Source organism: Microbacterium sp. Y832, assembly GCF_057669765.1.
The window spans coordinates 535,197-557,302 of the sequence record NZ_JBYHFM010000003.1; the positions used below are offsets into that span (position 1 = coordinate 535,197).

The 22,106-nt window shown below is 68.9% G+C and carries 23 protein-coding genes; 6 read left to right on the forward strand and 17 right to left on the reverse strand.

Features of this window, described 5'->3' with window-relative positions:
- Window position 1: 1 nt before the first annotated feature.
- Genes rimM through rpsP form a run of 3 tightly spaced genes read right to left on the reverse strand, consistent with a single transcriptional unit; the run spans window position 2 to window position 1,306 of the window.
- Window positions 2–649 (reverse strand): ribosome maturation factor RimM, encoded by a 648-nt coding sequence (rimM, locus tag AC25YV_RS08255; RefSeq protein ID WP_488123347.1) that lies wholly within the window; start codon window positions 647–649, stop codon window positions 2–4.
- Complete coding sequence (locus AC25YV_RS08260; protein ID WP_376127620.1) at window positions 649–879, reverse strand: RNA-binding protein; 231 nt, start codon at window positions 877–879, stop codon at window positions 649–651. The genes rimM and AC25YV_RS08260 overlap by 1 nt, the downstream gene beginning before the upstream one ends.
- 4 nt (window positions 880–883) lie before the next feature.
- Window positions 884–1,306: a 30S ribosomal protein S16 gene (rpsP, locus tag AC25YV_RS08265; RefSeq protein WP_488123348.1), complete on the reverse strand. Its 423-nt coding sequence runs from the start codon at window positions 1,304–1,306 to the stop codon at window positions 884–886.
- Window positions 1,307–1,496: 190 nt separating this feature from the next.
- On the opposite strand from rpsP, the gene AC25YV_RS08270 reads away from it, so the two are divergent.
- Window positions 1,497–2,654, forward strand: coding sequence for a glutamate--cysteine ligase (locus AC25YV_RS08270; RefSeq protein WP_488123349.1), 1,158 nt, complete (start codon window positions 1,497–1,499; stop codon window positions 2,652–2,654).
- Between the two features lie 26 nt (window positions 2,655–2,680).
- On the opposite strand, the gene ffh is transcribed toward AC25YV_RS08270, so the two are convergent.
- From ffh to smc, 5 genes are all read right to left on the reverse strand, one after another.
- On the reverse strand, window positions 2,681–4,237 hold the full coding sequence (gene ffh, locus AC25YV_RS08275) for a signal recognition particle protein (RefSeq protein ID WP_488123350.1): 1,557 nt from the start codon (window positions 4,235–4,237) through the stop codon (window positions 2,681–2,683).
- An 86-nt stretch (window positions 4,238–4,323) separates the two neighbouring features.
- Window positions 4,324–5,295, reverse strand: coding sequence for a TetR family transcriptional regulator (locus AC25YV_RS08280; RefSeq protein WP_488123351.1), 972 nt, complete (start codon window positions 5,293–5,295; stop codon window positions 4,324–4,326).
- Window positions 5,296–5,375: 80 nt separating this feature from the next.
- A complete protein-coding gene (locus AC25YV_RS08285) occupies window positions 5,376–5,876 on the reverse strand; it encodes a DUF2004 domain-containing protein (RefSeq protein WP_488123352.1) in 501 nt (166 codons plus the stop codon).
- Between the two features lie 73 nt (window positions 5,877–5,949).
- A complete protein-coding gene (gene ftsY, locus AC25YV_RS08290) occupies window positions 5,950–6,822 on the reverse strand; it encodes a signal recognition particle-docking protein FtsY (RefSeq protein WP_488123353.1) in 873 nt (290 codons plus the stop codon).
- 24 nt (window positions 6,823–6,846) lie between these two features.
- Window positions 6,847–10,365 carry a chromosome segregation protein SMC gene (gene smc, locus AC25YV_RS08295; protein ID WP_488123354.1) on the reverse strand — a complete coding sequence of 1,173 codons (3,519 nt, stop codon included), beginning with the start codon at window positions 10,363–10,365 and terminating at the stop codon, window positions 6,847–6,849.
- A gap of 437 nt (window positions 10,366–10,802) precedes the next feature.
- On the opposite strand from smc, the gene AC25YV_RS08300 reads away from it, so the two are divergent.
- The 3 genes from AC25YV_RS08300 (at window position 10,803) to AC25YV_RS08310 (ending at window position 12,756) form a co-directional block, all read left to right on the forward strand.
- A complete protein-coding gene (locus AC25YV_RS08300) occupies window positions 10,803–11,054 on the forward strand; it encodes a hypothetical protein (RefSeq protein ID WP_488123355.1) in 252 nt (83 codons plus the stop codon).
- A 73-nt stretch (window positions 11,055–11,127) separates the two neighbouring features.
- Window positions 11,128–12,216, forward strand: a complete 1,089-nt coding sequence (locus AC25YV_RS08305) for a GNAT family N-acetyltransferase (protein ID WP_488123356.1) — start codon at window positions 11,128–11,130, stop codon at window positions 12,214–12,216.
- Between the two features lie 18 nt (window positions 12,217–12,234).
- Window positions 12,235–12,756 (forward strand): GNAT family N-acetyltransferase, encoded by a 522-nt coding sequence (locus AC25YV_RS08310; RefSeq protein WP_488123357.1) that lies wholly within the window; start codon window positions 12,235–12,237, stop codon window positions 12,754–12,756.
- A 13-nt stretch (window positions 12,757–12,769) separates the two neighbouring features.
- On the opposite strand, the gene mutM is transcribed toward AC25YV_RS08310, so the two are convergent.
- The 6 genes from mutM to AC25YV_RS08340 all read right to left on the reverse strand — a co-directional run bounded on the left by mutM (window position 12,770) and on the right by AC25YV_RS08340 (window position 17,865).
- On the reverse strand, window positions 12,770–13,663 hold the full coding sequence (gene mutM, locus AC25YV_RS08315; RefSeq protein ID WP_488123358.1) for a bifunctional DNA-formamidopyrimidine glycosylase/DNA-(apurinic or apyrimidinic site) lyase: 894 nt from the start codon (window positions 13,661–13,663) through the stop codon (window positions 12,770–12,772).
- Window positions 13,656–14,348, reverse strand: coding sequence for a ribonuclease III (rnc, locus tag AC25YV_RS08320; RefSeq protein ID WP_488123359.1), 693 nt, complete (start codon window positions 14,346–14,348; stop codon window positions 13,656–13,658). The genes mutM and rnc overlap by 8 nt, the downstream gene beginning before the upstream one ends.
- 14 nt (window positions 14,349–14,362) lie before the next feature.
- The gene (gene rpmF, locus AC25YV_RS08325; protein ID WP_488123360.1) at window positions 14,363–14,572 is read right to left on the reverse strand and encodes a 50S ribosomal protein L32; all 210 of its coding nucleotides are present in this window, start codon (window positions 14,570–14,572) and stop codon (window positions 14,363–14,365) included.
- Between the two features lie 2 nt (window positions 14,573–14,574).
- Window positions 14,575–15,075, reverse strand: a complete 501-nt coding sequence (locus AC25YV_RS08330; protein WP_488123439.1) for a YceD family protein — start codon at window positions 15,073–15,075, stop codon at window positions 14,575–14,577.
- A gap of 95 nt (window positions 15,076–15,170) precedes the next feature.
- Window positions 15,171–15,668 carry a pantetheine-phosphate adenylyltransferase gene (gene coaD / locus AC25YV_RS08335; protein ID WP_488123361.1) on the reverse strand — a complete coding sequence of 166 codons (498 nt, stop codon included), beginning with the start codon at window positions 15,666–15,668 and terminating at the stop codon, window positions 15,171–15,173.
- A 34-nt stretch (window positions 15,669–15,702) separates the two neighbouring features.
- On the reverse strand, window positions 15,703–17,865 hold the full coding sequence (locus AC25YV_RS08340; protein ID WP_488123362.1) for an ATP-dependent DNA helicase RecG: 2,163 nt from the start codon (window positions 17,863–17,865) through the stop codon (window positions 15,703–15,705).
- Between the two features lie 49 nt (window positions 17,866–17,914).
- Between AC25YV_RS08340 and rsmD the strand changes: the two genes are divergently transcribed.
- Window positions 17,915–18,484 (forward strand): 16S rRNA (guanine(966)-N(2))-methyltransferase RsmD, encoded by a 570-nt coding sequence (gene rsmD / locus AC25YV_RS08345; RefSeq protein ID WP_488123363.1) that lies wholly within the window; start codon window positions 17,915–17,917, stop codon window positions 18,482–18,484.
- Here the strand turns inward: rsmD and thiL are convergent.
- The gene (gene thiL, locus AC25YV_RS08350) at window positions 18,470–19,453 is read right to left on the reverse strand and encodes a thiamine-phosphate kinase (protein WP_488123364.1); all 984 of its coding nucleotides are present in this window, start codon (window positions 19,451–19,453) and stop codon (window positions 18,470–18,472) included. The genes rsmD and thiL overlap by 15 nt on opposite strands.
- A gap of 58 nt (window positions 19,454–19,511) precedes the next feature.
- Between thiL and AC25YV_RS08355 the strand changes: the two genes are divergently transcribed.
- Window positions 19,512–20,003 (forward strand): DUF3515 family protein, encoded by a 492-nt coding sequence (locus tag AC25YV_RS08355; RefSeq protein WP_488123365.1) that lies wholly within the window; start codon window positions 19,512–19,514, stop codon window positions 20,001–20,003.
- On the opposite strand, the gene AC25YV_RS08360 is transcribed toward AC25YV_RS08355, so the two are convergent.
- Both AC25YV_RS08360 and AC25YV_RS08365 read right to left on the reverse strand, forming a co-directional pair.
- Window positions 20,000–21,088, reverse strand: a complete 1,089-nt coding sequence (locus AC25YV_RS08360) for a D-alanine--D-alanine ligase family protein (RefSeq protein WP_488123366.1) — start codon at window positions 21,086–21,088, stop codon at window positions 20,000–20,002. The genes AC25YV_RS08355 and AC25YV_RS08360 overlap by 4 nt on opposite strands.
- Window positions 20,988–22,085, reverse strand: coding sequence for an NAD(P)H-dependent glycerol-3-phosphate dehydrogenase (locus AC25YV_RS08365; protein ID WP_488123367.1), 1,098 nt, complete (start codon window positions 22,083–22,085; stop codon window positions 20,988–20,990). Before AC25YV_RS08365 ends, AC25YV_RS08360 begins: the two co-directional genes overlap by 101 nt.
- Window positions 22,086–22,106: the final 21 nt, after the last annotated feature.

The window sequence follows — 22,106 nt, forward strand, 5'->3', positions numbered from 1 at the left end:
GTCAGTCCTCCGCGGACTCGTCCTCGGCGGCGGGGGTCGCGGGCTCCTCCGTCGTGAGCTCTTCGAAGAGTCCCGCGGGCGGGGTGACCGTGATGCGGCCGGCCTCGATGTCCACGTCGGGCACGATCGCCGAGACGAACGGCACGAGCACTTCGTGACCATCCCGGAGGTTGATCACGAGAAGATCCTGCGCGGGCATGTGGTCCACGCGCACGACGCGGCCGACGACGGCGCCGTCACGCACGACGTCGAGACCGATGAGCTGATGGTGGTACCAGGCGTCGTCTTCGGCCGAGACCGCGTCGGCGTCCTGATCCACCCAGAGGATCGCGCGGATGAGCTCTTCGGCTCCCGAACGGTCCTCGACGCCCTCGAAGAACGCGACGGCGTGGGAGTTCATCCACCGGAACTCGCGCACCGTGAGCTGCTTGCCGTGCCAGGGGGACGAATCCGGCACCTGCAGAGTGAAGGTCGACCCCGGTGAGAACCGGCCGTCGGGGTCGTCGGTGTAGAGCTCGACCTTGAGCGCGCCCTTCAGCCCGTGAGCCTTCACGAGGCGTCCGACCCGGAGCTGCGTGCGTCCGAGGGGTGAAGCGGGACTGGGCGAGGGTGTGTCGTGCGCCGGATTCGGCGTGGGTTCGTCAGTCATCAATCGTCCGCGACGTCGACTCGCACGCGGCGTCCGTCCGCGAGCGAGGAGATGAGCGTGCGCAGCGCCTTGGCTGTGCGGCCGCCGCGCCCGATCACGCGGCCCCGGTCGTCCGGGTGCACGCGCACCTCGAGGACGTCACCACGGGGCGACGTGGACGACTGGATGCGGACATCGTCGGGATGATCGACGATGCCCTTGACAACGTGTTCGAGCGCGGCGGCGAGCAATGTCTTACTCTGCGTCGGTCGCGTCGGCGGCGGGCGCGGCAGCCTCAGCCTCAGCGGCGGGCTCGTCGGCCTTCTTCTCAGCCTTGGGCTTGACGACGGACTTCTTGGATGCGTCGACCTCGAACGGCACCTTCTCGGGGGCCACGCGCACGGTCGAGACGGCGTTGGGGTCACCCTTGAACTTGCCCCAGTCGCCCGTGAGCTTGAGGAGGGCACGCACCTGCTCGGTCGGCTGGGCGCCGACACTCAGCCAGTGCTGGGCGCGCTCCGAGTCGACCTCGATGACCGAGGGCTCCTCGGTCGGGTGGTACTTGCCGATTTCTTCGATGACGCGGCCATCGCGCTTGGTGCGCGAGTCTGCGACGACGATGCGGTAGTACGGGGCACGAATCTTGCCGAAACGCTTGAGACGGATCTTGACAGCCACGATTCTCCTGAATGTGTGGAAGCGGATGAACGTCGCCTGGAGCGTGGGGTGCACACCCGGCGGGAGCTCGGAAGGGGATCGCCACACCGGATAGAGGGTCGAGTGGGGCGTCCAGCCCTCTATTCTGCCAGATGATACGGGATGCCGCGAAACCTCGGAGTCGCGTGTCGGCGCGTGCGAAACTGAGCGGATGACGGTGGCTTTCGCGACATCCGCCCGCTCTTCGGTCGGGCTCGAATGGGAAATCATGCTCGCCGACCGGGAGACGGGCGATCTCGTGCCGCGCGCCCCCGCCGTTCTCGAAGCTCTCGGCGACTCGACGGAGCACGAGCGTCACACCGTGACGGGCGAGCTGCTGACGAACACCGTCGAGGTCACGAGCGGCATCGGCAACACCGTCGCCGCCGCCGTCGACGACATCGCCGATGCGATCGCCGCGATCCGCGCGGTCACCGATCCGCTGGACATCGAGCTGCTGTGCGCGGGGAGCCACCCGTTCGCGCAGTGGTACGACCAGGAGGTGACCGAGAAGACCCGGTACCAGTCGCTCATCGAGCGCACGCAGTGGTGGGGACGCAACATGATGATCTGGGGCATCCACATCCACGTGGGAGTCGAAGACGTCACCAAGGTGTTCCCCATCATCAATGCCCTGTCGGCCTATCTGCCGCACCTCCAGGCACTGTCCGCGTCGAGTCCGTACTGGGCGGGCGAACGCACGGGATACGCCTCCAACCGCAGCCTCGTCTTCCAGCAGCTGCCGACCGCCGGACTGCCGTGGCCGCTCCAGGATTGGGCCGAGTTCGAGGAGTATCTGCGCGGCATGATCGCCACCGACGTCATCGCTGACCCGACCGAAGTGCGCTGGGACATCCGCCCGGCACCGCGGTGGGGAACCATCGAGGTGCGCGCGTGCGACGGGATGTCGACCCTGCCCGAGCTGGCCGCCCTCGCAGCACTCGTGCAGACGCTCGTCGAGCATTTCTCGCGCGAGCTCGACGAGGGCCGTGAGCTCACGACGCTGCCGCCGTGGTTCACGCGCGAGAACAAGTGGCGCGCCGCGCGCTACGGCCTGGACGCCGAGGTGATCATCGATCGCGAGGGCACGCAGCGCCCTGTCACGGACCACATCCGCGAGACGCTCGAACGCCTCGACGACGTCGCGGTCGAGCTGAAGTGCGCGCGCGAATTCGCCGGCATCGAGTCGATCCTCACCGAAGGATCCAGCGCGACACGTCAAAGACTCGTCGCCGACGCCTCAGACGGCGACCTGCGCGCCGTCGTACAGCACCTCATCCGCGAGTTCCGGACCGGCCCCACACTGCGGGAGCACCTGTCGCGACGCTGAGGTGGCCAGCGCCAGAATGCTGGTCGTCAGCCGCGTCCGAGCATCTTCTGCAGCTCGGCCAGATCCTCGACACTCGGAGCGCCCTTGGCGCCGCCCAGGCCGAAACCCGAGCCGGTCGGCGCAGACGTCTCCGCCTGGATGCCGGCGTTCTCGGCAGCGCGCTTGGCCGGGTTGCCCGAACGCGAGCCCTTCGACTTCTGCTTCTTGCCGCGCTTCGCCGAGGCGCCCGGGCGGGCACCACCGGGAACGGGGCCCATTCCGGGGATGTTCGGCACGCCGCCGCGCGCGACGGTCTTCATCATCTTGGCGGCCTGGTCGAACCGCTGAACGAGCTGGTTGACCTCGGTCACCGTGACACCGGAACCCCGAGCGATACGCAGACGACGTGATCCGTTGAGCACCTTCGGGTTGCGACGCTCACCGGGCGTCATGGAGCGGATGATGGCCTCGGTGCGGTCGATCTCCCGCTCGTCGAAGTCCTCGATCTGCTGCTTCATCTGGCCCATACCCGGGAGCATCCCGAGCATCTTCTTCATCGAGCCCATCTTCTTGATCTGCTGCATCTGCTCGAGGAAGTCCTCGAGCGTGAAGCTCTCTGTCGCGAGCTTCTCGGCCACCTTCATGGCCTCCTCCTCATCGAAGGCATGCTGGGCCTGCTCGATGAGGGTAAGGATGTCGCCGAGGTCGAGGATGCGGCTCGCCATGCGATCAGGGTGGAAGGCTTCGAGGTCGTCGAGTCCTTCGCCCGTCGAGGCATAGATGATGGGGCGGCCGGTGACCGATGCGACCGACAGCGCGGCACCACCGCGTGCGTCGCCGTCGAGCTTGGACAGCACGACACCGGTGAAATCGACGCCGTCCTGGAAGGCCTTGGCGGTGTTGACGGCGTCCTGGCCGATCATGGCGTCGATGACGAACAGGACTTCGTCGGGGTCGGTCGCCTTGCGGATGTTGGCGGCCTGCTTCATGAGCTCGGCGTCCACACCGAGGCGACCGGCCGTGTCGATGATGACGACGTCGTGCTGCTGGCGACGTGCGACCTCGACACCGTCCTTGGCGACCTTCACGGGGTCGCCGACGCCGTTGCCCGGCTCGGGCGCGTAGATCGCGGCGCCTGCGCGCTCAGCGACGACCTGAAGCTGGTTGACGGCGTTGGGGCGCTGCAGGTCGGCGGCGACGAGAAGCGGGGTGTGGCCGTCCTTCTCGAGACGGTGCGCGAGCTTGCCCGCGAACGTCGTCTTACCCGAGCCCTGCAGACCGGCGAGCATGATGACCGTCGGCGGGTTCTTGGCGAACTGCAGTCGACGCTGCTCACCGCCGAGGATCGCCACGAGCTCTTCGTTGACGATCTGCACGACCTGCTGTGCGGGGTTGAGCGCCCGATTGACTTCGTCGCCGAGGGCGCGCTCGCGCACCTTGCCCGTGAACTCCTTGACGACGACGAGTGCCACGTCGGCGTCGAGGAGCGCGCGCCGGATCTCGCGGACGGTGCCGTCGACGTCAGCCGGTGTGAGCTGTCCCTTCTTCCGGAGATTCCGGAAGGTCTCGGTCAGCCGGTCGGAGAGTGTGCCGAAAGTCGCCATGATGCCCCGATTCTACGGGTTCAGCGCCCGAGCGAGTGCCAGGCGATCTCAGCGCGCGCGTCTTCGGCGTGCCGTGATTTGCGCCCTCAGGCCGGCCCGAGCTCTTGGAAGAGCGTGAGCTGCAGATCGGCCGGGCCACGGACGCGTGCGTTTCGGGAACGCCACGGCGTGTCGCGGGCGGGGGCCTCCACCGCCGCGCCCGCTGCGGCCAGCCGGTCGGTCATCGCGGCGGCGTCCTCGACTTCGAGGGCGACGCGCAGACGATCGCTCGTGCCGTCGTCGGCTTCGACGCGGTCGATGAAGGCGACCTGCGCCGAGTTCGCGAGTTCGAGCGTGGCGCGCCCGGCCCCGAGGATCGCGACCCGTGCGCCGCCGTCGGCCTCATAGGCCTCGAGCTGCGGCATCCCCGCGACGTCGCGGTAGAACGCCAGCGCCTCGTCGAAGTCGGTCGCGTGCACGACGAGCCGAAGCTGCTGCACGGAACCCCCCGGAGCCGGCGGCATCGTGCGCGCCGCGACGTCGCTCGCGAGCGCGAGGAATCGTGCGAGCGACGTGCGTCCCGCGCCATCGAGCGCCCAGGTCTCGAGGGCCGCGAGCACGGCCCCTCCCCACGCGGCACCGGCGACCTCGGCGGTCACCCTGTCGGCGCCGTGAGAGTGCAGGTGCGTCGCGACGGCTCGCGCGATCCGCGCGCTGCGCAGCGCGGCTTCGCGCGGGAGCTCGTCGTCGAGCCCCATCGCCGACGCGTTCGTGACCGCCAGCGCGAACGCGTCGGGCGTGAATCCGTCGGCGAGCGAAAGCACGGCAGCCGCGAGCTCATCGCGCGAGCACGTCTCGAGCGTCCTCTCGAGCTCGCCGATCCATTCGTCGAGCCCCGCCCACAGGACGTCGGACTTCGAGGAGAAGTAGTTGAAGAAGCTCGACCGGCTGACACCGGCGCGCGTCGCGATCTCGACGATCGACGTCGCCTCGAACCCCTGCTCGAGGAAGAGCTCGCACGCCGCCTCGGCGAGAGTGTCTCGCGACGAAGCCTTCGGTCTGCCAGAACCCGCTGCCATGCGTTCAGGCTACGGCCCGCGAAGGGGTGGTGTCGTATCTCCGCACATCAAGACCGCTGGAGCGGCCGTGGTGGGAGACGTCAGTCAGCGCTGGTGACCGAGAGCACATCGCCGTCGGTTCCGAGGTTGACCAGGAGCACGTCGTCGGTCGCGTCCGGGTCCAGCGCGTACTCGAGCACCGCGAACGGGTCCGCTCCCCCGTGCTCGTCGGCGAGGATCGTCATGCTCATGAACTGCAGCGAACGGATCACATCGATCTGCACGTCGCCGGAAATGTCGACGAGCATGTCTTCGAGATCGTCGCCGAGCTCTTGCTGCTGCTGCAGGATGTACTCGATCACTTCGCTCGTGCGGTCGTCGAGCTCTGCCACCATCGCGTTGCGAGCGCTGAGGTCGATCGTCTCCAGCCCCGAGATGAGCCCTGCAGCCACATCGAGCGCCGCCGGTGAGACGTCGGCCTGGTCGGGGGCGGTGAGATCGATCGTCACGGCCTGATCGCCGAGTTCGACGGTCTCCGACCAGAAGATCGAACCGTCAGGCCCTGATTCGAGAAGCCCGAAATAGTCGTGTTCGATCGCCATCTCTCCATGAAACCAGCACGATGCGCGGCGCGATAGTCCTGCACGGCGAGTCGAGCATGTCGGATGCCGCAGGTCACTCCACGAGCGACGCGGCGAAGACGTGCGGGGTGAAGCCCGTGAGGTCGCCGATGTTCTCGCCCTGACCGAGCAACTTGACGGGGATCCCCGTCTTCTCTTGCACGGCCAGCACGAATCCTCCCTTGGCCGACCCATCGAGCTTTGTCAGCACGAGGCCCGTGACCCCGGCGTGCTCGAGGAACGCCTGCGCCTGCATGACGCCGTTCTGGCCCGTGGTGGCATCCAGCACGAGAAGCACTTCGCTGATCGGCGCCTGCTTCTCGATGACCCGTCGGATCTTCGAGAGCTCGTCCATGAGCCCGCCCTTGGTGTGCAGGCGGCCGGCCGTGTCGACCAGCACGATCTCGGTGCCGGTGCGCTTGGCGTACTCGATCGTCTGAAAGGCGACGGATGCCGGGTCCTGCCCCTCCTGCTCGGGTCGAACGATCGCGGCGCCGCCCCGCTCAGCCCAGGTGGCGAGCTGGTCGACGGCCGCCGCGCGGAACGTGTCCGCCGCGCCGACGACGACGGAGCGTCCGTACCGCTGCAGGAACTTCGCGAACTTGCCGATCGTCGTGGTCTTTCCCACACCGTTGACGCCGACGACGAGCACGACCGCGGGGCGCTCGGTGAGCCGCAGCGTCGTGTCGAACTTGGAGAAGTGCTCTTCCAACGTCTCGCGCAGCATGCGCTGCAGGTCGGCGGGATCCGTCGTGCGGAAACGTTCGACCTTCTCGCGCAGTTCGTCGACGATCGTCTCAGTGATGTCGGGGCCGAAGTCAGCCGTCAGCAACGCTGTTTCGAGGTCTTCCCACGTGTTCTCGTCGATCGTGGGCTTGACGAACATGCCGCGCAGCGCTCGACCGAGCGACCAGGAGCTCTGTGCCATGCCTCAACTCTACGAGGCCCAGCCCTACGACGCCGCGCGCTCCTGGATCCGTTGCCCGACGACCGCCGAGACGCCGTCCTGCCGCATGGAGACCCCGTAAAGAGCGTCGGCGATCTCCATCGTGCGCTTCTGGTGGGTGATGACGATGAGCTGACTCGATTCCCGCAGCTGCTCGAAGACGCCGAGCAGACGCCCGAGGTTGGCGTCATCGAGGGCGGCTTCGACCTCGTCGAGGATGTAGAACGGGCTCGGGCGCGCCTTGAAGATCGCCGTCAGCAACGCGACCGCCGCGAGCGAGCGCTCCCCGCCCGAGAGCAGCGACAGCCTCTCGATCTTCTTTCCGACAGGTCGCACCGACACCTCGATGCCCGTAGTCAGCGGGTCGTCCGGGTTGGTCAGCGAGATGCTGCCCGTGCCGCCGGGGAAGAGGATCGGGAACACTTCGCCGAATGCGACGCGGGTGTCTTCGAAGGCCGCGAGGAAGATCGTCTGCATCCGTTCGTCCAGCTCGTCGATGATCGTCAGCAGGTCTTTGCGGGTCTGCGAGAGATCGGCGAGCTGTTCGGTGAGGAACAGGTGTCGCTGTTCGAGGGCCGCGAACTCCTCGAGGGCGAGCGGATTCACCCGCCCGAGTTGTCCGAGCTTCCGCTCGGCGTCCTGCAGGCGCTTGCGCTGCTGCGCCCGATCGTACGGAACCGTCTGGGCGTCCTCCCCGGCCGGGACCTCTGCCCCACCGTCGACCGGCACGGGCTGATCAGGACCATATTCGGAAAGAAGAATATCTTCGTCCAGGCCGAGTTCAGAGGCAACGCGCTCGACCACGCCCGTCACGTGCAGGCGCTTCTCGTGGATCTGGAGCTCCAGGCTGTGCACACTCTCGGTGAGGCCCGCGAGGCGTTCGCGCAAGCCTGACTCGCGCTCGCGCAGCTGCACGAGCTCAGCCGTGAGGGCGGTCCGGGCAGACTCCGCGGCGGCGAGCTCGACACGCGCCTGCGCCATCGAGCGATCGACCGAATCGAGGACGGCAGGCAGCTGCGCGACGACGCGCTCGGCGACATCGCGCTGCGCGCGGCGGATGACCGCCCGCCTCGCTGCCTCGGCGGCGGCCGCGCGTTCGCGCTCGCGCTGACGCACGAGCTGGGCGACGCGGGCTTCGCTCGCGCGGATGCGCTCGCGCAGCGTTTCGACGTCGAGTCGTGCGCGCATCTCGCCGTCGCGCGCCGCTTCGAGCGCGGCGAGCATGCCGTCGCGCGCGGAGGCGTCGAGGATCGGCCGGGGGGCCTCGAGCGCCGCCGTCAGCCGGTCATCGGTGATCCGGGCGGAATCCTCGGCCTCGGCGACAGCCGCCTGCGCCTGGGCGAGTCCCGCCGCGAGCCGTTCGCACTCCGCGACGGCGGACTCGTACCGCACGGTCGCACGGTTGACCTGTTCGGCGTGAGCAGCCAATGCCGCGTCGTGCTCGCGCAGCGTCGTGAGTGCTGTCCGCGTATGCTGTCGCGCGACGTCGAGGCGGTGTGTCGCGTCGCCGAGCGCTTCGCGCAGCGAATGGGCCACGACCGTCAATTCGTCGCGGCGCTCGGCCGCAGCGTCCCGCTCGGCTCCGAGCTCGATGCGCGACCGCGAAGCACCGGCCCCGGCGCGCAGCGAGTGCCGCGTGCAGAGCTCCCCCGAACGGGTCACGATCGTCACCGGCACGGCCGGGTCGATCGCGGCATCGCGGGCGGCAGCGAGGTCATCGGCGATCATCACGAACGACAGGATGCCGAGCAGTCCCTCGGGCCCGCTCACGACATCGCGTGCCGGGGTGAGCCCGGGTGCGCGGGGCACGTCGGCGACCGGCGCGGAGGCGTCGGCGATGACGATGTCGACGACGCCCAGATCGGCGCCGCGCAGCTCGTCGGCGAGCTGGAACGCGGTGTCTGCGTCGTCGACCAGGACTCCCTCGGCGACCGGCCCGAGCACTGCGGCGATGGCCGCCTCGAAGCCGGACTGCACCTGGATCGCGTCGCCGACGAGCCCGCGCAGCCCGGCGCGTGCATCGGCGAGCACGGTCGCCGACGCACTCTTGATCTCGAGCGCCCGCCCGAGCGCCGTCGTCTGCGCCGTGAGGGCTTCGACTTCGCGCTCGGTGGCGTGCAGGCGATCGCGCAGTCCCGCGACTTCTGCCTCGGCGTCCGTCGCATCGCGCTGGGCCCGCTCGTATGCAGCGGCGTGCTCGACGGCGGTGCCTTCGGGCGCCAGATCGGGCTGCACACCGGCGAGCTCCTGCTCTGCCTCGGCACGGCGGATCAGGGCGGCATCGAGCGCCTTCTGCTGGCGTTCGACGGCCGCGCGGACCGCGGTCAGCGCGGACGCCGCTGCCTCGGCTGTGCCGCGCAGTGCCGTCAAGCGCATGTCGTGCTCGGAGACGAGGGCGCTCTGCGCCGCGATGTCGACGTCGAGGGCATCGAGCTCGGCCCGTGCGCGGATCACGTCGCGCGAGGCGGCGGCCGCGGCATCCTGCGCCTGTCCGAGGCCTGCGCCGATGTCGTCGATCTCGGCACGAGCGTCGTCGATCATCTCTTGCGAGACCGTCGTGAGTTCGATGCGCTCATCCTCGGCGTCGCCGAGCAGCGCAAGCCGCTGACCCGCGAGCGTGTACAGACCTCGGACACGCTCCTGCACTCTTTCGAGGTCGAAGGCGACCCGCCGAGCCACGTCGACCGCCTCGGAGCGCTGATCGGACTCGAGCTCGCGGATGCGGGCGCGCACATTGTCGAGCTGGTCCTGAAGCACGAGCCGCTCGGCGTGACGCTCCTGCTCGTTGCGCGCATGGTCGGCCAGCTGCGTCCGCAGTGTCGCGAGGTCGTCGGCGAAGAGGCGCGCCTTCGCGTCACGCACGACAGCAGCGATCGTGGCCGCTTCGCGGGCGATCTCGGCCTGTCGCCCGAGCGGCTTCAGCTGCCGGCGCAGTTCGCCCGCCAGGTCGCTGAGGCGCGTCAGATTGGCTTCCATGGCCGCAAGCTTTCGCAGCGTCTTCTCTTTGCGACGCCGATGCTTGAGGATCCCCGCGGCCTCTTCGATGAAGCCTCGGCGGTCTTCGGGGGTGGCCTGCAGCACGTTGTCGAGCCGACCCTGCCCGACGATCACGTGCATCTCGCGGCCGAGACCAGAGTCGCTCAGCAACTCCTGCACGTCGAGCAGCCGACACGCGTCACCGTTGATGGCGTACTCACTCGCCCCATTGCGGAACAGCGTGCGACTGATGCTCACTTCGGCGTACTCGATCGGCAGGGCACCATCACTGTTGTCGATCGTCAGCTGCACCTCGGCCCGACCGAGGGGTCCGCGAGTCGCGGTGCCGGCGAAGATGACGTCCTCCATCTTGCCGCCGCGCAGGGTCTTGGCGCCCTGCTCGCCCATGACCCACGCGAGAGCGTCGACGACGTTGGATTTGCCACTGCCGTTCGGACCGACGATGCACGTGACACCCGGCTCGAAGGCGAAAGTCGTCGGCTGCGCGAAGGACTTGAAGCCCTTGATCGTGACGCTCTTCAGGTGCATGCGCGCGGCTCCGGGATGGACATTGCGTCAAAAGTAGTCGAAAGGCCCCGGATACCGCGGGCGGCGAGCCGCATCCGAGAGACATCTCGCCTCGACACGCCGAGAATGCTTGCGTGCATTGTATCCCTGCGCTAGCGTGATCGACCGCGTGAGAAGTCGAAAGGAGGTCGCCATGATGATTCGCATGATCGCAGCCGGCAAGGTCCCCGCTGCCCGTGTGCTCACAGGAGCAGTCGCCTCTGCACCGGCGACCGCCTCCTTCTGCGCCGCCTTCCCCACCTTCGGCTGAACCGCCCAGGGGATCGCTCTGCCTTCGGGCGGGCGCCCGCCCGCACATCGGGCTTCGGCTCGTCGCGGCTTTCTGTGCCGCCGCGCGTCACCCGCGCATCCCGGATCGTTCCGATCCATCTCCTATCCTTCCGACTCGAAAGTCGATCATGTCCAAGTACCTCGTCGATGTGCGCACCGCGCCCGTCCTCGTGCCCACTCTCACTCCGGTTGCACGGCCGGTGCGCCTCGCCGACCGGCTCGCGTTGCGCATCGGTCTCTGGCTGCTGCTGCACAGCACGCGCCATGCAGGGCGCCAGCAGGACCGCGACCTGCACGCCCGCACTCTGACGAACGAGCGCAGCCGCGCCGCACGCGAATCCGCCTTTCTGCGACAGCAACTGCTTTCCCCGCGTGCGTGAGGTGGTGCGGCGCCACGGCGTCGCACCACCTCACCGCCCCCTTACCCACCCCTCTGCTCACCATGGAGTCACCATGACCGGAACAACCCTCGCGGGCCTCGAGCTGCGCCCCATCACCTGCCCCGACCGCATCGGCGACCCGGACGCCGCCGACTTCATCGAGCTCGTCCGTGTCCGCAACCGCGTGTACGAAGAGATCTCGGGACACAGCGACGAGAGCATGACCGCCGCTGAGCTGCTCCCCCACTACCAGGCCGATCCCCACGAGATCCGCCTGCTGTGGGCCGTCATCGTCGACGGCGTCTTCGTCGGCCGGGTCGGCGTAGACATTCCGCAGGAATCGGGATCACGCACCGCGTACTGGCTCATCGAGCTGCTGCGCGACGTGTGGGCCCACGGCATCGGCTCGGCGGCCTACGACCTCGTCGAACGCGTCGCCCGCGAGCACGGGCGCACCGTGCTGCAGTCCTGGGCGACGCACCCGTCCGCCGATGCACCGCACCTCGATGCCCCGACGGGGGTCGGGTCGATTCCCCGTGACCACGCGGCGCGCTTCTACCTGCGACACGGGTACACGCTCGAGCAGGTCGAGCGCAGCAGCGCCTTCGACCTGACGCGGCCGTTCGACGACGTCGAGAGGCTGTGGCGCGAGGCGGCCGCGGTGGCCACGGACTACCGCGTCGTGCAGTGGTCCCCGCCCACGCCCGACGAGTATCGCGGGGGCTACGCGTGGATGAAGTCCCGCATGTCGACCGACGCGCCGGCAGCGGGGATGGAGATCGACGAAGAGACGTGGGATGCCGCTCGCCTGAGTCGTCACGACCGCACGTACGCCGATACCGGACGCCTGCTGCTCGTGACCGCGGCGCAGCACATCACGACGGGCGAGCTGTGCGCCTTCAACGAGCTCGAAGTCGGTGTCGATCGCACGGAGGCCTCGCACCAGGAGGACACGCTCGTCCTGCGGGAGCACCGCGGCCATCGGCTGGGCATGCTCGTCAAGTGCGCGGGCCTCATGCGCTGGCACGAGCTCGCACCGCGGTCTCCTCGCGTCATCACATACAACGCAGAAGAGAATCGGCCGATGCTCGACATCAACGAGACGCTCGGTTTCGTGCCCATCGCGTACGGCGGTGCGTGGAAGAAGGTGCTCGTGTCGTGATGCTGGCACACTGGCCGAATGGTTCTCCAGACACCGCGCTTGTCGCTGCGCGAGATGTCGGCGGCCGATCTGCCGGCGCTGCGTGCGATCCTTCAGGATGCCGAGACGATGACGGCCTACGAGGGACCGTTCTCGAACGATCAGGTTCGGGGGTGGCTCGATCGCACACTGGAGCGCTACCGAGTGGACGGGTTCGGGCTGTGGGCGGTGGAGCTGCGGGAAACAGGCGAGATGATCGGCCAGTGCGGGCTCACGCGTCAGCTCATCCTGGATCAGGACGTCGTCGAAGTCGGGTACCTGTTCAACCGGTCGCACTGGCACCGCGGCTACGCGACCGAGGCAGCCTCCGCGTGCCGCGATGATGCGTTCGACACCCTCGGCGTCGGACGTCTCTACGCGCAGGTGCGCGACACGAATATCGCGTCCATGAACGTCGCGATCCGCCTGGGCATGACGGTTCGGGGTCGCTTCGTGAAACAGTACCGCGGCGTGGACATGCCGCATCTCGCGTTCGCGATCGACCGCCCTTCCCCGGCCTGAGCCGGGGAGCCGGTCATCGTCGGCGCTGACAGCGCGGACAGAGATGCGACGAGCGGTTCATGAACGACACGCGCACGATCGGTCCACCGCAGCGATGGCAGGGCTGGCCCGTGCGGCCGTAAGCGTGCAGAGAGTGCGCGAAGTAGCCCGCCTCGCCGTTGACGTTGACGTACTGGGCGTCGAAGCTCGTGCCGCCTTCGGCGAGGGCCTTGTCGAGGACCGCGCGCACGTGCGCCAGCAATGAGGTGACGGCGCGGGACGAAAGAGCGGATGCCGGCGACTCGGGGTGGATGCGCGCGCCCCAGAGCGCTTCGTCGGCGTAGATGTTGCCGATGCCGCTCACCACCGTCTGGTCCAGCAGAACGCGCTTGATGGCCGAGTTCTTGCGTGCGAGGCTGCGCCGGAACCCGACGTCGTCGAACGCGGGATCCAGTGGATCGCGCGCGATGTGCGCGACCTGCGTCGGCACGAGGGCGTCGGGTGTGCCGAACCCGCCGGGCGCTCCGTCCGCCGTCGCGACGAGCTCATCCAGGGCGAGCGAGCCGAAGGTGCGCTGATCGGCGAACACGACGGCGAGGTCGCCGTGCTCGGGGTGCGTGATGTCGAGACGTACGCGTTCGTGTCGCTCCGTCGGGGCACCCGCGGCGCGCAGCAGCAGCTGGCCGCTCATGCCCAGGTGTCCCACGAGCGCTTCGGACGACGCGTCCAGCGGAAGCCACAGGAACTTGCCCCGGCGCGCCGCCGTGCCGATCCTGCGCCCCGTCAGGGCCTGCTCGAAGTGCGCGCGGTCGCCCGAGTGCCGGGTCAGCGCCCGTTCGTCGAGCACCGTCACGGCGGCAACGGTGGAACCCGAGACCGCGGGCGCCAGGCCCGCACGCACCACTTCGACTTCGGGCAGCTCAGGCACGGCCGCTGAGCTCGCGCCACGCGGTGAGTGCGGCAGCCATCTCAGCGTGCTTCTTACTCGTTCCCACGCCGTCGTGTGTGACTCCTGCGACGTTCACGGTGGCCGTGAAGCGCCGGTCGTGGTCGGGACCCGTCGACGTGACCTCGTACGTGGGCGCCGCGGTGCCCAGACGTGCCGCGAGTTCCTGCAGCGCCGTCTTGGGGTCCATCGCCGCGCCGTAGCGCTCAGGGTCTTCGAGCAGAGGGCCGACGAGCCGCAGCACGAGGTCGGTCGCCGCATCCGGACCCGCCGAGAGATAGGCGGCGCCGATGATCGCCTCGGTCGTGTCGGCGAGGATCGAGTCCTTGTCGCGCCCGCCCGTCAGCATCTCGCCGCGACCGAGCTTCACATAGTCGCCGAGGCCGATCGTGCGTGCGACCTCGGCGAGGGCGATGGTCGATACAACGGCAGCGCGACGCTTGGCGAGCGCGCCCTCGTCGAGATCGGGATGCCGCATGTACAGGCGAACCGTGACGGCCTGGCCGAGCACGGCGTCCCCGAGGAACTCGAGACGTTCGTTGTGCGGACCCTGGCCGTTCTCATACGCCCACGAGCGATGCGTGAGGGCAAGCGACAGAAGCTCGGGGTCGATGTCGACCCCGAGCTTGTCGGTGAGACGGGCAGAGCCCGACGTGACAGTCGTCACGGCGTCAGCCGCGATCAGACGTCAGAGACCTTGCGGCCCTTGTACTCCATGAACAGCTCGGTGCCCTGCGAGTCGGTGACGACCTTCGCCTGGTGCGGCCGGCTGTAGACGACCTTGCCGTTCTCGATCGTCTTGACGAGCGTGGGGACCTCGGCCTTCCACTGCGCGCGACGCGAACGAGTGTTGGAGCGGGAGACCTTCCGCTTCGGGGGGTTACCTGCCATGACTAGCTCTCTTCTGTGTTCTCGGCACCCGCACGCGGGGCGTCGGTGTCGGGGTCTGTGGTGAAGTCCTGGAGCGCGGCCCAGCGTGGATCGAGGGGTTCGCGCTGCTCTTCGTCGGTGTCTCGGGCCATCCGCTCACCCGTGGCCGGATCGAGGCCGGGGCAATCCGGCTGACACACCGGCTGAAACGGAAGCGACAGGACGATCGCATCCCTGACCGGAGTTTCAAGATCCACGTGGTCGTCTTGAAGCTCGAAGTCAGATGTTTCATCCCCAGGATACGCGAAAAGATCCTGAAACTCGACTTCGACAGGCGCGACGATGTCGGTGAGGCACCGTCCGCACACGCCGCGGTACTCGGTGTCGATCGTCGCCGAGACCAGGATGCCTTCGTGCACCGATTCCAGTCGGACGTCGATCGTGATGGGTTCGCCCGCCTCGACGGCGACGAGACCCTCGCCCCACTTCTCAGGAGCGGTGACGTCGAGCACGTGCTCGCGCATCTCGCCGGCTCGGCGGACGATGTCTCGTACCGGGATGGCGAAAGCGCCGGGTCTGTACCTACTCACGGTCGTCGATCCTACCCGCGCTGCGCGCCTCAGAGGCCGCGCGCGCCCGTGTCGAGGAACCGCGCCACAGGAGCGGGGACGTACGGCGACACATCGCCGCCCAGCGCAGCGACCTGGCGCACGAGTGAGCTCGAGACGAGCGCGTGCGACGGATCGGGCAGCAGGAACACCGTCTCGACATGCGCGAGGTGGCGGTTCACGATCGCCATCGGCGTCTCGTAGGCGACATCGACCTGCGAGCGGATGCCCTTGACGAGCACGCCGGCGTCGACGTCGACGGCGTAGTCGACGAGAAGACCCATGCTCCACGACGCCACGACGACCTCGGATGCGATCCCTGCTTCGCTGATCGACTGCTCGAGCAGGGCCAGTCGCTGCGCGATGGGCAGCATCGCCTCTTTGTCGGGGTTGTGAACGACGAGCACGTGCAGCTGGTCATACAGAGAAGCCGCACGCCGGATGACATCGAGATGCCCGAGCGTCGGGGGGTCGAACGAGCCGGGGACGACGGCGATCCTGGGATTCACTCGTCCAGCGTATCGCCGGGTGCGACCGGCCGCCTCACGTGCGGGCCAGGGCCGCTCGCTCTTCGTGCCCGACGCGGCGTTCGATGGCCGCTTCGAGTCCAGGATGACGCTCCAGGGCAGGGTCTTCGGCCAAGACGCGTTCGGCGGCGATCCGAGCCTCTGCGATGAGATCCGCGTCTTTCACGACCCGCAGAAGGCGCAGCGAGGAACGCGCACCGGACTGCGCATCGCCGAGCACGTCGCCCTCACCGCGGAGTTCGAGGTCGACCTCGGCGAGCTCGAATCCGTCGAGCGTCGCCGCGACGGCTTCGACACGACGCCGAGCGGCGCTGCCCGCCGGCGCCTCGGTCACGAGCAGACAGAGCCCCGGCACCCCGCCTCGGCCGACCCGCCCTCGCAACTGGTGCAGCTGAGAGACACCGAACCGATCGGCCTCGAGGATCGCCATCGTCGAAGCGTTGGGCACGTCGACACCGACCTCGACGACGGTCGTGGCCACGAGCACGTCGACCTCGCCGCGCGCGAACGCCTGCATCACGGCGTCCTTCGTCTCGGACGGCATCTTGCCGTGCAGGATCTCGACCCGGATACCGGCGAAGGACGGATGCCGCGACAACAGGTCGCGGACCTGCACCACCCCCCAGCGCGTCCGCGCAGTCTCGGCGTCGAGCGGTTCGACGAGGGGGTCGGTCTTCTCGTCTTTCGTGAGCGCCTCAGCGTCGATCGCGGCGCACACGACGAACGCCTGGCGCCCGAGCGCGACCTCTTCGGCGATGCGGTCCCACACTCGACCGAACCACGCGGGGCGTTCGGCCAGCGGCGCGACGAATGACTCGATCCCCGCGCGACCGGCGGGCATCGTGCGGATCGTCGAGACGTCGAGGTCGCCGAACACCGTCATCGCGACCGTGCGCGGGATGGGCGTCGCCGTCAGCACGAGCGCGTGTGGCGCTGAGCCCTTCGCACGCAGGGCCTCGCGCTGCTCGACGCCGAAGCGGTGCTGCTCGTCGACGACGACGAGCCCGAGGTCGGCGAACGTCGTCGAATCGCTCAAGAGCGCGTGCGTGCCCACGACGATCCGCGCTTGCCCCGATGCCGTGCGCAGGGCCGCCTTGCGCCGCTCGGCAGCGGTGAGCTGGCCCGTGAGGAGGGTCGGCATGAGTTCCGGGGCGAGGTCGGGTCCGAGCATCCGGGCGATCGAGCGAAGATGCTGGCCCGCGAGCACCTCGGTCGGAGCGATGAGCGCAGACTGCCCGCCGCTCTCGGCGACCTGCAGCATCGCGCGCAGCGCGACGAGCGTCTTGCCCGATCCCACTTCGCCCTGGACGAGCCGGTTCATGGGCCAGCCGCCGACGAGGTCACGCTCGATCTGGTCACCGACCGTGATCTGGTCGGGCGTGCGCTCGAACGGCAGCGCGGCGTCGAAGCGCTCGAGCAGCGAACCGCCCTCACGCCGCGTCGCCGACAGAGCGCGCACGAGGTTGCGCTGCTGCAGCAGGGCAGCCTGCAGCACGAACGCCTCGTGCATGCGCAGCGTCTGGCGCGCGGCGGCGTACTGCACTTCATCGGCCGGACGGTGGATCCATTCGATCGCCTCACGCACCGTCACGAGGCCGTGGCGGATGCGCAGTTCGTCGGGCAGCGGATCCGGCACTTCACCGAGGCCGTCGAGAACGAGTTCGACGATCTTGGTGAATTGCCAGCTGGCCAGCGTGCTCGTCGCGGGGTAGATCGGGATCGGGATCGTCGCGTAGGCCTGCGCGTTCTGGCGCGCCGCGTCTTCGTCGTCGAAGAGCTCGTAGTCGGGGTGCGTCAGCTGCGTCGTACGCCGGTACTCCCCCACCTTGCCGGCGAAGATTCCGCGACGGCCGGGCTGAAGGTCTTTCGCGCGCCAGGCTTGATTGAAGAACGTCAGGCTCAGCTGCCCCTGACCGTCACTGATCACCACTTCGAGTAGCGTGCCCTTGCGGTTCTGCATGCGTCGCTCGTTGACCCGCACGACCTCGGCGACGATCGTGACGGGTTCACCCAGCGGCAGCGAGTCGATCGGTGTGAGTTCGCCGCGGCGCGCATAGCGGCGCGGGTAGTGCGACAGCAGGTCGCCCACCGTGCGCATGTCGAAGGCCTTCGCGAGCGCCGTCGCCGTCTTGCCGCCCACGACGCCGTCGAGACGGGATTCGAGCGTCAGGCCGGGCATGCATCGAGTCTATGCAGGCGCTCGGACGTCGCCTCGTAGGCTGTTGCTTGTGACCAGGATCATCGCGGGCCGTGCAGGTTCCTTCGCTCTGACCGTGCCGGATGCCGGAACACGGCCGACGAGCGATCGTGTGCGCGAATCCCTCTTCAGCGCCCTCGAGTCAGCCGACGAGGTGGAGGGCGCACGCGTGCTCGACCTCTATGCGGGGTCGGGCGCTCTCGGCCTCGAAGCGCTCAGCCGGGGGGCGAGGTCGGTCGACCTCGTCGAGAAGAGCCCGCGCGCGGCGACCGTGGTGCAGAAGAACGCGGACCGCGTCGCCGCCGTCGACGGTGTGGACGGCACCGTGCGCGTGCACCGCACCGCCGTGGTCAGCTACCTGCGCTCGGCGCGGGGGCCGTTCGACCTCGTCTTCATCGATCCGCCGTACGACCTTCCGGCCGATGAGCTCTCCGTCGTGCTCGACCTTCTCGTGCTCCTTCTCGCCCCGGGCGCGACCGTCATCGTCGAACGCGCGACACGCTCGGGCGCGCCGGAGCTCCCGAACGGCCTGGAGGCGATCCGGGACAAGCGCTACGGCGACACGACCCTGTGGTGGTCCGGCACATCAGCCGACGTGTGAGTCCCAGTCCTGATACGGGTCCCAGCCTCCGCGGCCGGCATACGGGCGCCCGCCCACGAGCACGGGCGAGTCGCCTGCCGCGGTGACGCGACCGATCGCCCGGAACCCCTCGGGGACCGCGAGGTCGCCGGGGAACGCGGCGAGGAGCGCATGGTCTTCACCGCCGCTCAGCTCTGCCTCATCGAGCGCGCCGTCGAGGTCGATCGTGACGCCCGAGGCCTCCGCCATGCGGGTCGCATCGAGCACGAGACCGTCCGACACGTCCATCAGCGCCGTCGCTCCGGCTTCGGCGGCCACGGCGCCCAGGGCGACAGGCGGCGACGGACGCAGCTGCGCGGCGAGATCGCGCGCTTCGTCGGCCGTCAGCACCGTCGGGTCGACGGGGACCGGCTGACCGGCGGCATCCCGGAACCGCGAGAACAGCAGATGCAGACCCCGCCCAGCAAGTCCGAGCTCGCCCGCGACGGCGACCGTGTCACCGACACGCGCCCCCGAGCGCAGGAGGGGCGCGCGGCCGCCGAGCGATCCGAGGGCCGTCACGGCCACCGTCAGGGTGTCCGACACCGTCAGGTCACCGCCTTCGACGGCGCACCCGGGCGCGAGCGCGTCGCAGGCCGCCCGCAGCCCCTCGGCGAGTCCGTCGACGAAGGACGCGCGGGTGTCGTCGGGCATCGCGAGAGCGACCAGCAGCGCCGTCGGCCGCGCCCCCATCGCCGCGATGTCCGACAGATTGACCGCGGCAGATTTCCACCCGAGGTCGAAAGCGCTCGACCAGGCGAGACGGAAGTCCGGTCCGTGCACGAGGGTGTCTACGCTCGCCACGACGCGCCCGTCGGGCATCGCCAGCACGGCGGCGTCGTCGCCGGGCCCGACGAGCGCCTCAGAGGGGCTCAGTCGATCCAGGATTCGGCGCAGGATGGCGCCCTCGCTGAGGTCTCCGATACGAGGGTCGTTCGCGGCAGTGGTCACCCGTCCACGCTAGCGTCGCCCGGCGCCGGCGCGTCTCGGGGACGGTTAGCCTAAAGGGGTGCGTGCATCCCGCGTCCTCTCCCCCCTCTTCCTCACGACGGCTCTCGTCGCCGTCCTAGCGGGGTGCTCGACGACCGTCGCCCTGCAGCCCGCGCCCGATGCGAACGATCCGCTCTGCGCCGAGATCTCCGTGCGTCTGCCGGGCTCGATCGACGGTGAGCAGCGACGCTGGACCGACGCGCAGGCGACGGGCGCGTGGGGCTCGGCCGACACGTCGGTGATCCTGTCCTGCGGCGTCACCCCACCCGGTCCGACAGAGGCCCGCTGCATCACGCTCGGGGGCATCGACTGGGTCGTCGACGAATCACGGGCCCCCAGCTATCTCGTGACGACCTACGGCCGCACCCCCGCGGTCGAGGTCTTCATCGACAACGAGGTCGTGTCCTCCAACGCTGTGCTGGATCGACTCGGCCCCATCATCTCGGCGGCCATCCCGGCCGAACGCGCGTGCATCGACACGAGTGACGCCCTGCCGGGCGCCGAGGGTTAGGCGCTCGGTGCGAGCGCCGCGTCGATGAGCTCGCCGATGAGTTCGGGATACGTCATCCCGGATTCGATCCAGCAGCGCGGGAACATCGAGATCGGCGTGAAGCCGGGCATCGTGTTGACCTCGTTGACGAAGAACTCGGTGCCGGTGAAGAAGAAGTCCACGCGCGCAAGCCCTTCGCCGCCGAGGGCTTCGAACGCCTGCGCGGCGATCCGCTGCATCTCGGCCTGCTCCCCCGGGTTCATCACAGCGGGGCACACGAGCTCCACGCCCGCCGCACCGAGGTACTTCGCTTCGAAGTCGTAGAAGTCCCGACCCGTGATGACGATCTCGCCGGGCACGCTGACGCGTGGCTCGGCGCCGTCGCGCCCCGGCAGCACGCCGCACTCGATCTCGCGACCGGACACGGCCTGCTCGACGAGCACGGTCCGATCCTCGGCGAAGGCGACCTCGAGCGCAGCGTCGAGCTCGTCCCAATCGGACACCTTCGACACGCCCACGCTCGAACCGGCCCGCGCGGGCTTGACGAAGACGGGCAGGCCGAGTGAACGGATGCGGCGTTCCCACCGGTCGCGCGCGCGGGCGAGGTCGGCGCGGGTCACCGATACCCAGGGCACGACCGGCACGCCTGACGCCTTGAGAGCGGACTTCGTGGCGCGCTTGTCCATGCCGATCGCTGACATCAGGACGCCGGCTCCCACGTAGGGCAGACCGAGCATCTCGAGCATGCCCTGCATGGCGCCGTCCTCGCCGAACCGGCCGTGCAGGATCGGGAAGACGACGTCGATGTCGCCGAGCGACCTCGTGCCCGAGGCGTCGGTGACCTTCAGTTCGCGCGTCCGTGTCGAATCCGGCCACAGGATGCGCGTGCCGTTGTCGACGACCTCGGGAAGGTGCTCGGCGTCGAGGGCGAACTTGTCGGGGTCGTCGTCTTCGAGCACGAACGCCCCGTCACGCGTGATGCCGATCGGCACGACGCGGAAGCGTTCACGGTCGATCGCGCGTAGGACGCCCCCCGCCGTCGCGGAACTGATCGAATGCTCGCTGGAGCGACCGCCAAAGAGCACCGCCACCGCCGGCCTGTCCATTCTTGGTCCTCTCCCCTTGGGGTGTGTCGTCGTCCGTCGTCAGGTGCGGCGCGATGTCGCGGGGGTTCATGGTGCCGTCGAGCACGCGTTTGACCTGCTCGACGATGGGCATCTCAACGCCCACTTCACGGGCCAGCTGCAGGATGGGCGCGACCGATGCGAGCCCTTCGGCCGTCTGGTTCATCTGCTTGACGACGTCGTCGAAGCGGTAGCCCTGCCCCAGCAGTCGCCCCGCCGTGTTGTTGCGGCTGAGCGGTGACTGGCATGTCGCGATGAGGTCTCCGAGGCCCGCGAGTCCCTGCAGCGTGTCAGCCTGCGCGCCGAAGGCGACGGCGAAGTCGGTCATCTCGACGAGTCCCCGCGTGATGATGGCGGCCTTGGTGTTCTCGCCGTAGCCGACGCCGTCGACGATGCCGATCGCGACGGCGATCAGGTTCTTGAGCACGCCTCCGAACTCGGTCCCGATCACATCGGTGTTCACGAACGTGCGGAAATACGGGTTGCGCGCGCACCGGGCGACGGCCTCGGCGGTGTCCTGGCTCGTCGACGAGATGACCGCGGCCGTCGGCTGCTCGCGCGCGATCTCGAGCGCGAGATTGGGGCCGGACGCGACCGCGATCCGGTACGCGTCGATGTGCAGCTCCTGCTCGATGACCTGACTCATGCGCAGGCCCGAGCGTCGTTCGACGCCCTTCATGAGCGAGACGATCGGTGCCTCGGACTGCGCGACGAGCGGTCGCACGGCTTTGAGGTTCTGCCGCAGCGCCTGGCTGGGGATCGAGAGGTAGACCTGTTCGGCACCGTCGAGCGCTTCGGAGAGGTGGTGGGTCGCCGACATCGACCGGGGCAGGTTGACGCCGGGGAGGTACTCGCTGTTGCGCTTGCCCTCCTGGATCTCGTGCGCCAGTTCGGGGCGACGTGCCCACATCGTGACGTCCGCTCCGCCGTCGGCGAGGATCTTTCCGAAGGTCGTGCCCCAGCTTCCGGCGCCGATCACGGCGACGCGGGGTCGTGCTGC

What these genes read in the sequence shown, in the direction of transcription:
- AC25YV_RS08305 (WP_488123356.1), top strand. Translation starts at nt 11,128, where the DNA reads ATGACCGGAACAACCCTCGCGGGCCTCGAGCTGCGCCCCATCACCTGC.
- ffh (WP_488123350.1), bottom strand. Translation starts at nt 4,237, where the DNA reads ATGGCGACTTTCGGCACACTCTCCGACCGGCTGACCGAGACCTTCCGG.
- rimM (WP_488123347.1), bottom strand. Translation starts at nt 649, where the DNA reads ATGACTGACGAACCCACGCCGAATCCGGCGCACGACACACCCTCGCCC.
- AC25YV_RS08330 (WP_488123439.1), bottom strand. Translation starts at nt 15,075, where the DNA reads ATGCGCGAGCACGTGCTCGACGTCACCGCTCCTGAGAAGTGGGGCGAG.
- ftsY (WP_488123353.1), bottom strand. Translation starts at nt 6,822, where the DNA reads ATGGCACAGAGCTCCTGGTCGCTCGGTCGAGCGCTGCGCGGCATGTTC.
- AC25YV_RS08285 (WP_488123352.1), bottom strand. Translation starts at nt 5,876, where the DNA reads ATGGCGATCGAACACGACTATTTCGGGCTTCTCGAATCAGGGCCTGAC.
- AC25YV_RS08300 (WP_488123355.1), top strand. Translation starts at nt 10,803, where the DNA reads ATGTCCAAGTACCTCGTCGATGTGCGCACCGCGCCCGTCCTCGTGCCC.
- AC25YV_RS08360 (WP_488123366.1), bottom strand. Translation starts at nt 21,088, where the DNA reads ATGGACAGGCCGGCGGTGGCGGTGCTCTTTGGCGGTCGCTCCAGCGAG.
- AC25YV_RS08310 (WP_488123357.1), top strand. Translation starts at nt 12,235, where the DNA reads ATGGTTCTCCAGACACCGCGCTTGTCGCTGCGCGAGATGTCGGCGGCC.
- rpmF (WP_488123360.1), bottom strand. Translation starts at nt 14,572, where the DNA reads ATGGCAGGTAACCCCCCGAAGCGGAAGGTCTCCCGCTCCAACACTCGT.
- AC25YV_RS08280 (WP_488123351.1), bottom strand. Translation starts at nt 5,295, where the DNA reads ATGGCAGCGGGTTCTGGCAGACCGAAGGCTTCGTCGCGAGACACTCTC.
- AC25YV_RS08340 (WP_488123362.1), bottom strand. Translation starts at nt 17,865, where the DNA reads ATGCCCGGCCTGACGCTCGAATCCCGTCTCGACGGCGTCGTGGGCGGC.
- AC25YV_RS08270 (WP_488123349.1), top strand. Translation starts at nt 1,497, where the DNA reads ATGACGGTGGCTTTCGCGACATCCGCCCGCTCTTCGGTCGGGCTCGAA.
- smc (WP_488123354.1), bottom strand. Translation starts at nt 10,365, where the DNA reads ATGCACCTGAAGAGCGTCACGATCAAGGGCTTCAAGTCCTTCGCGCAG.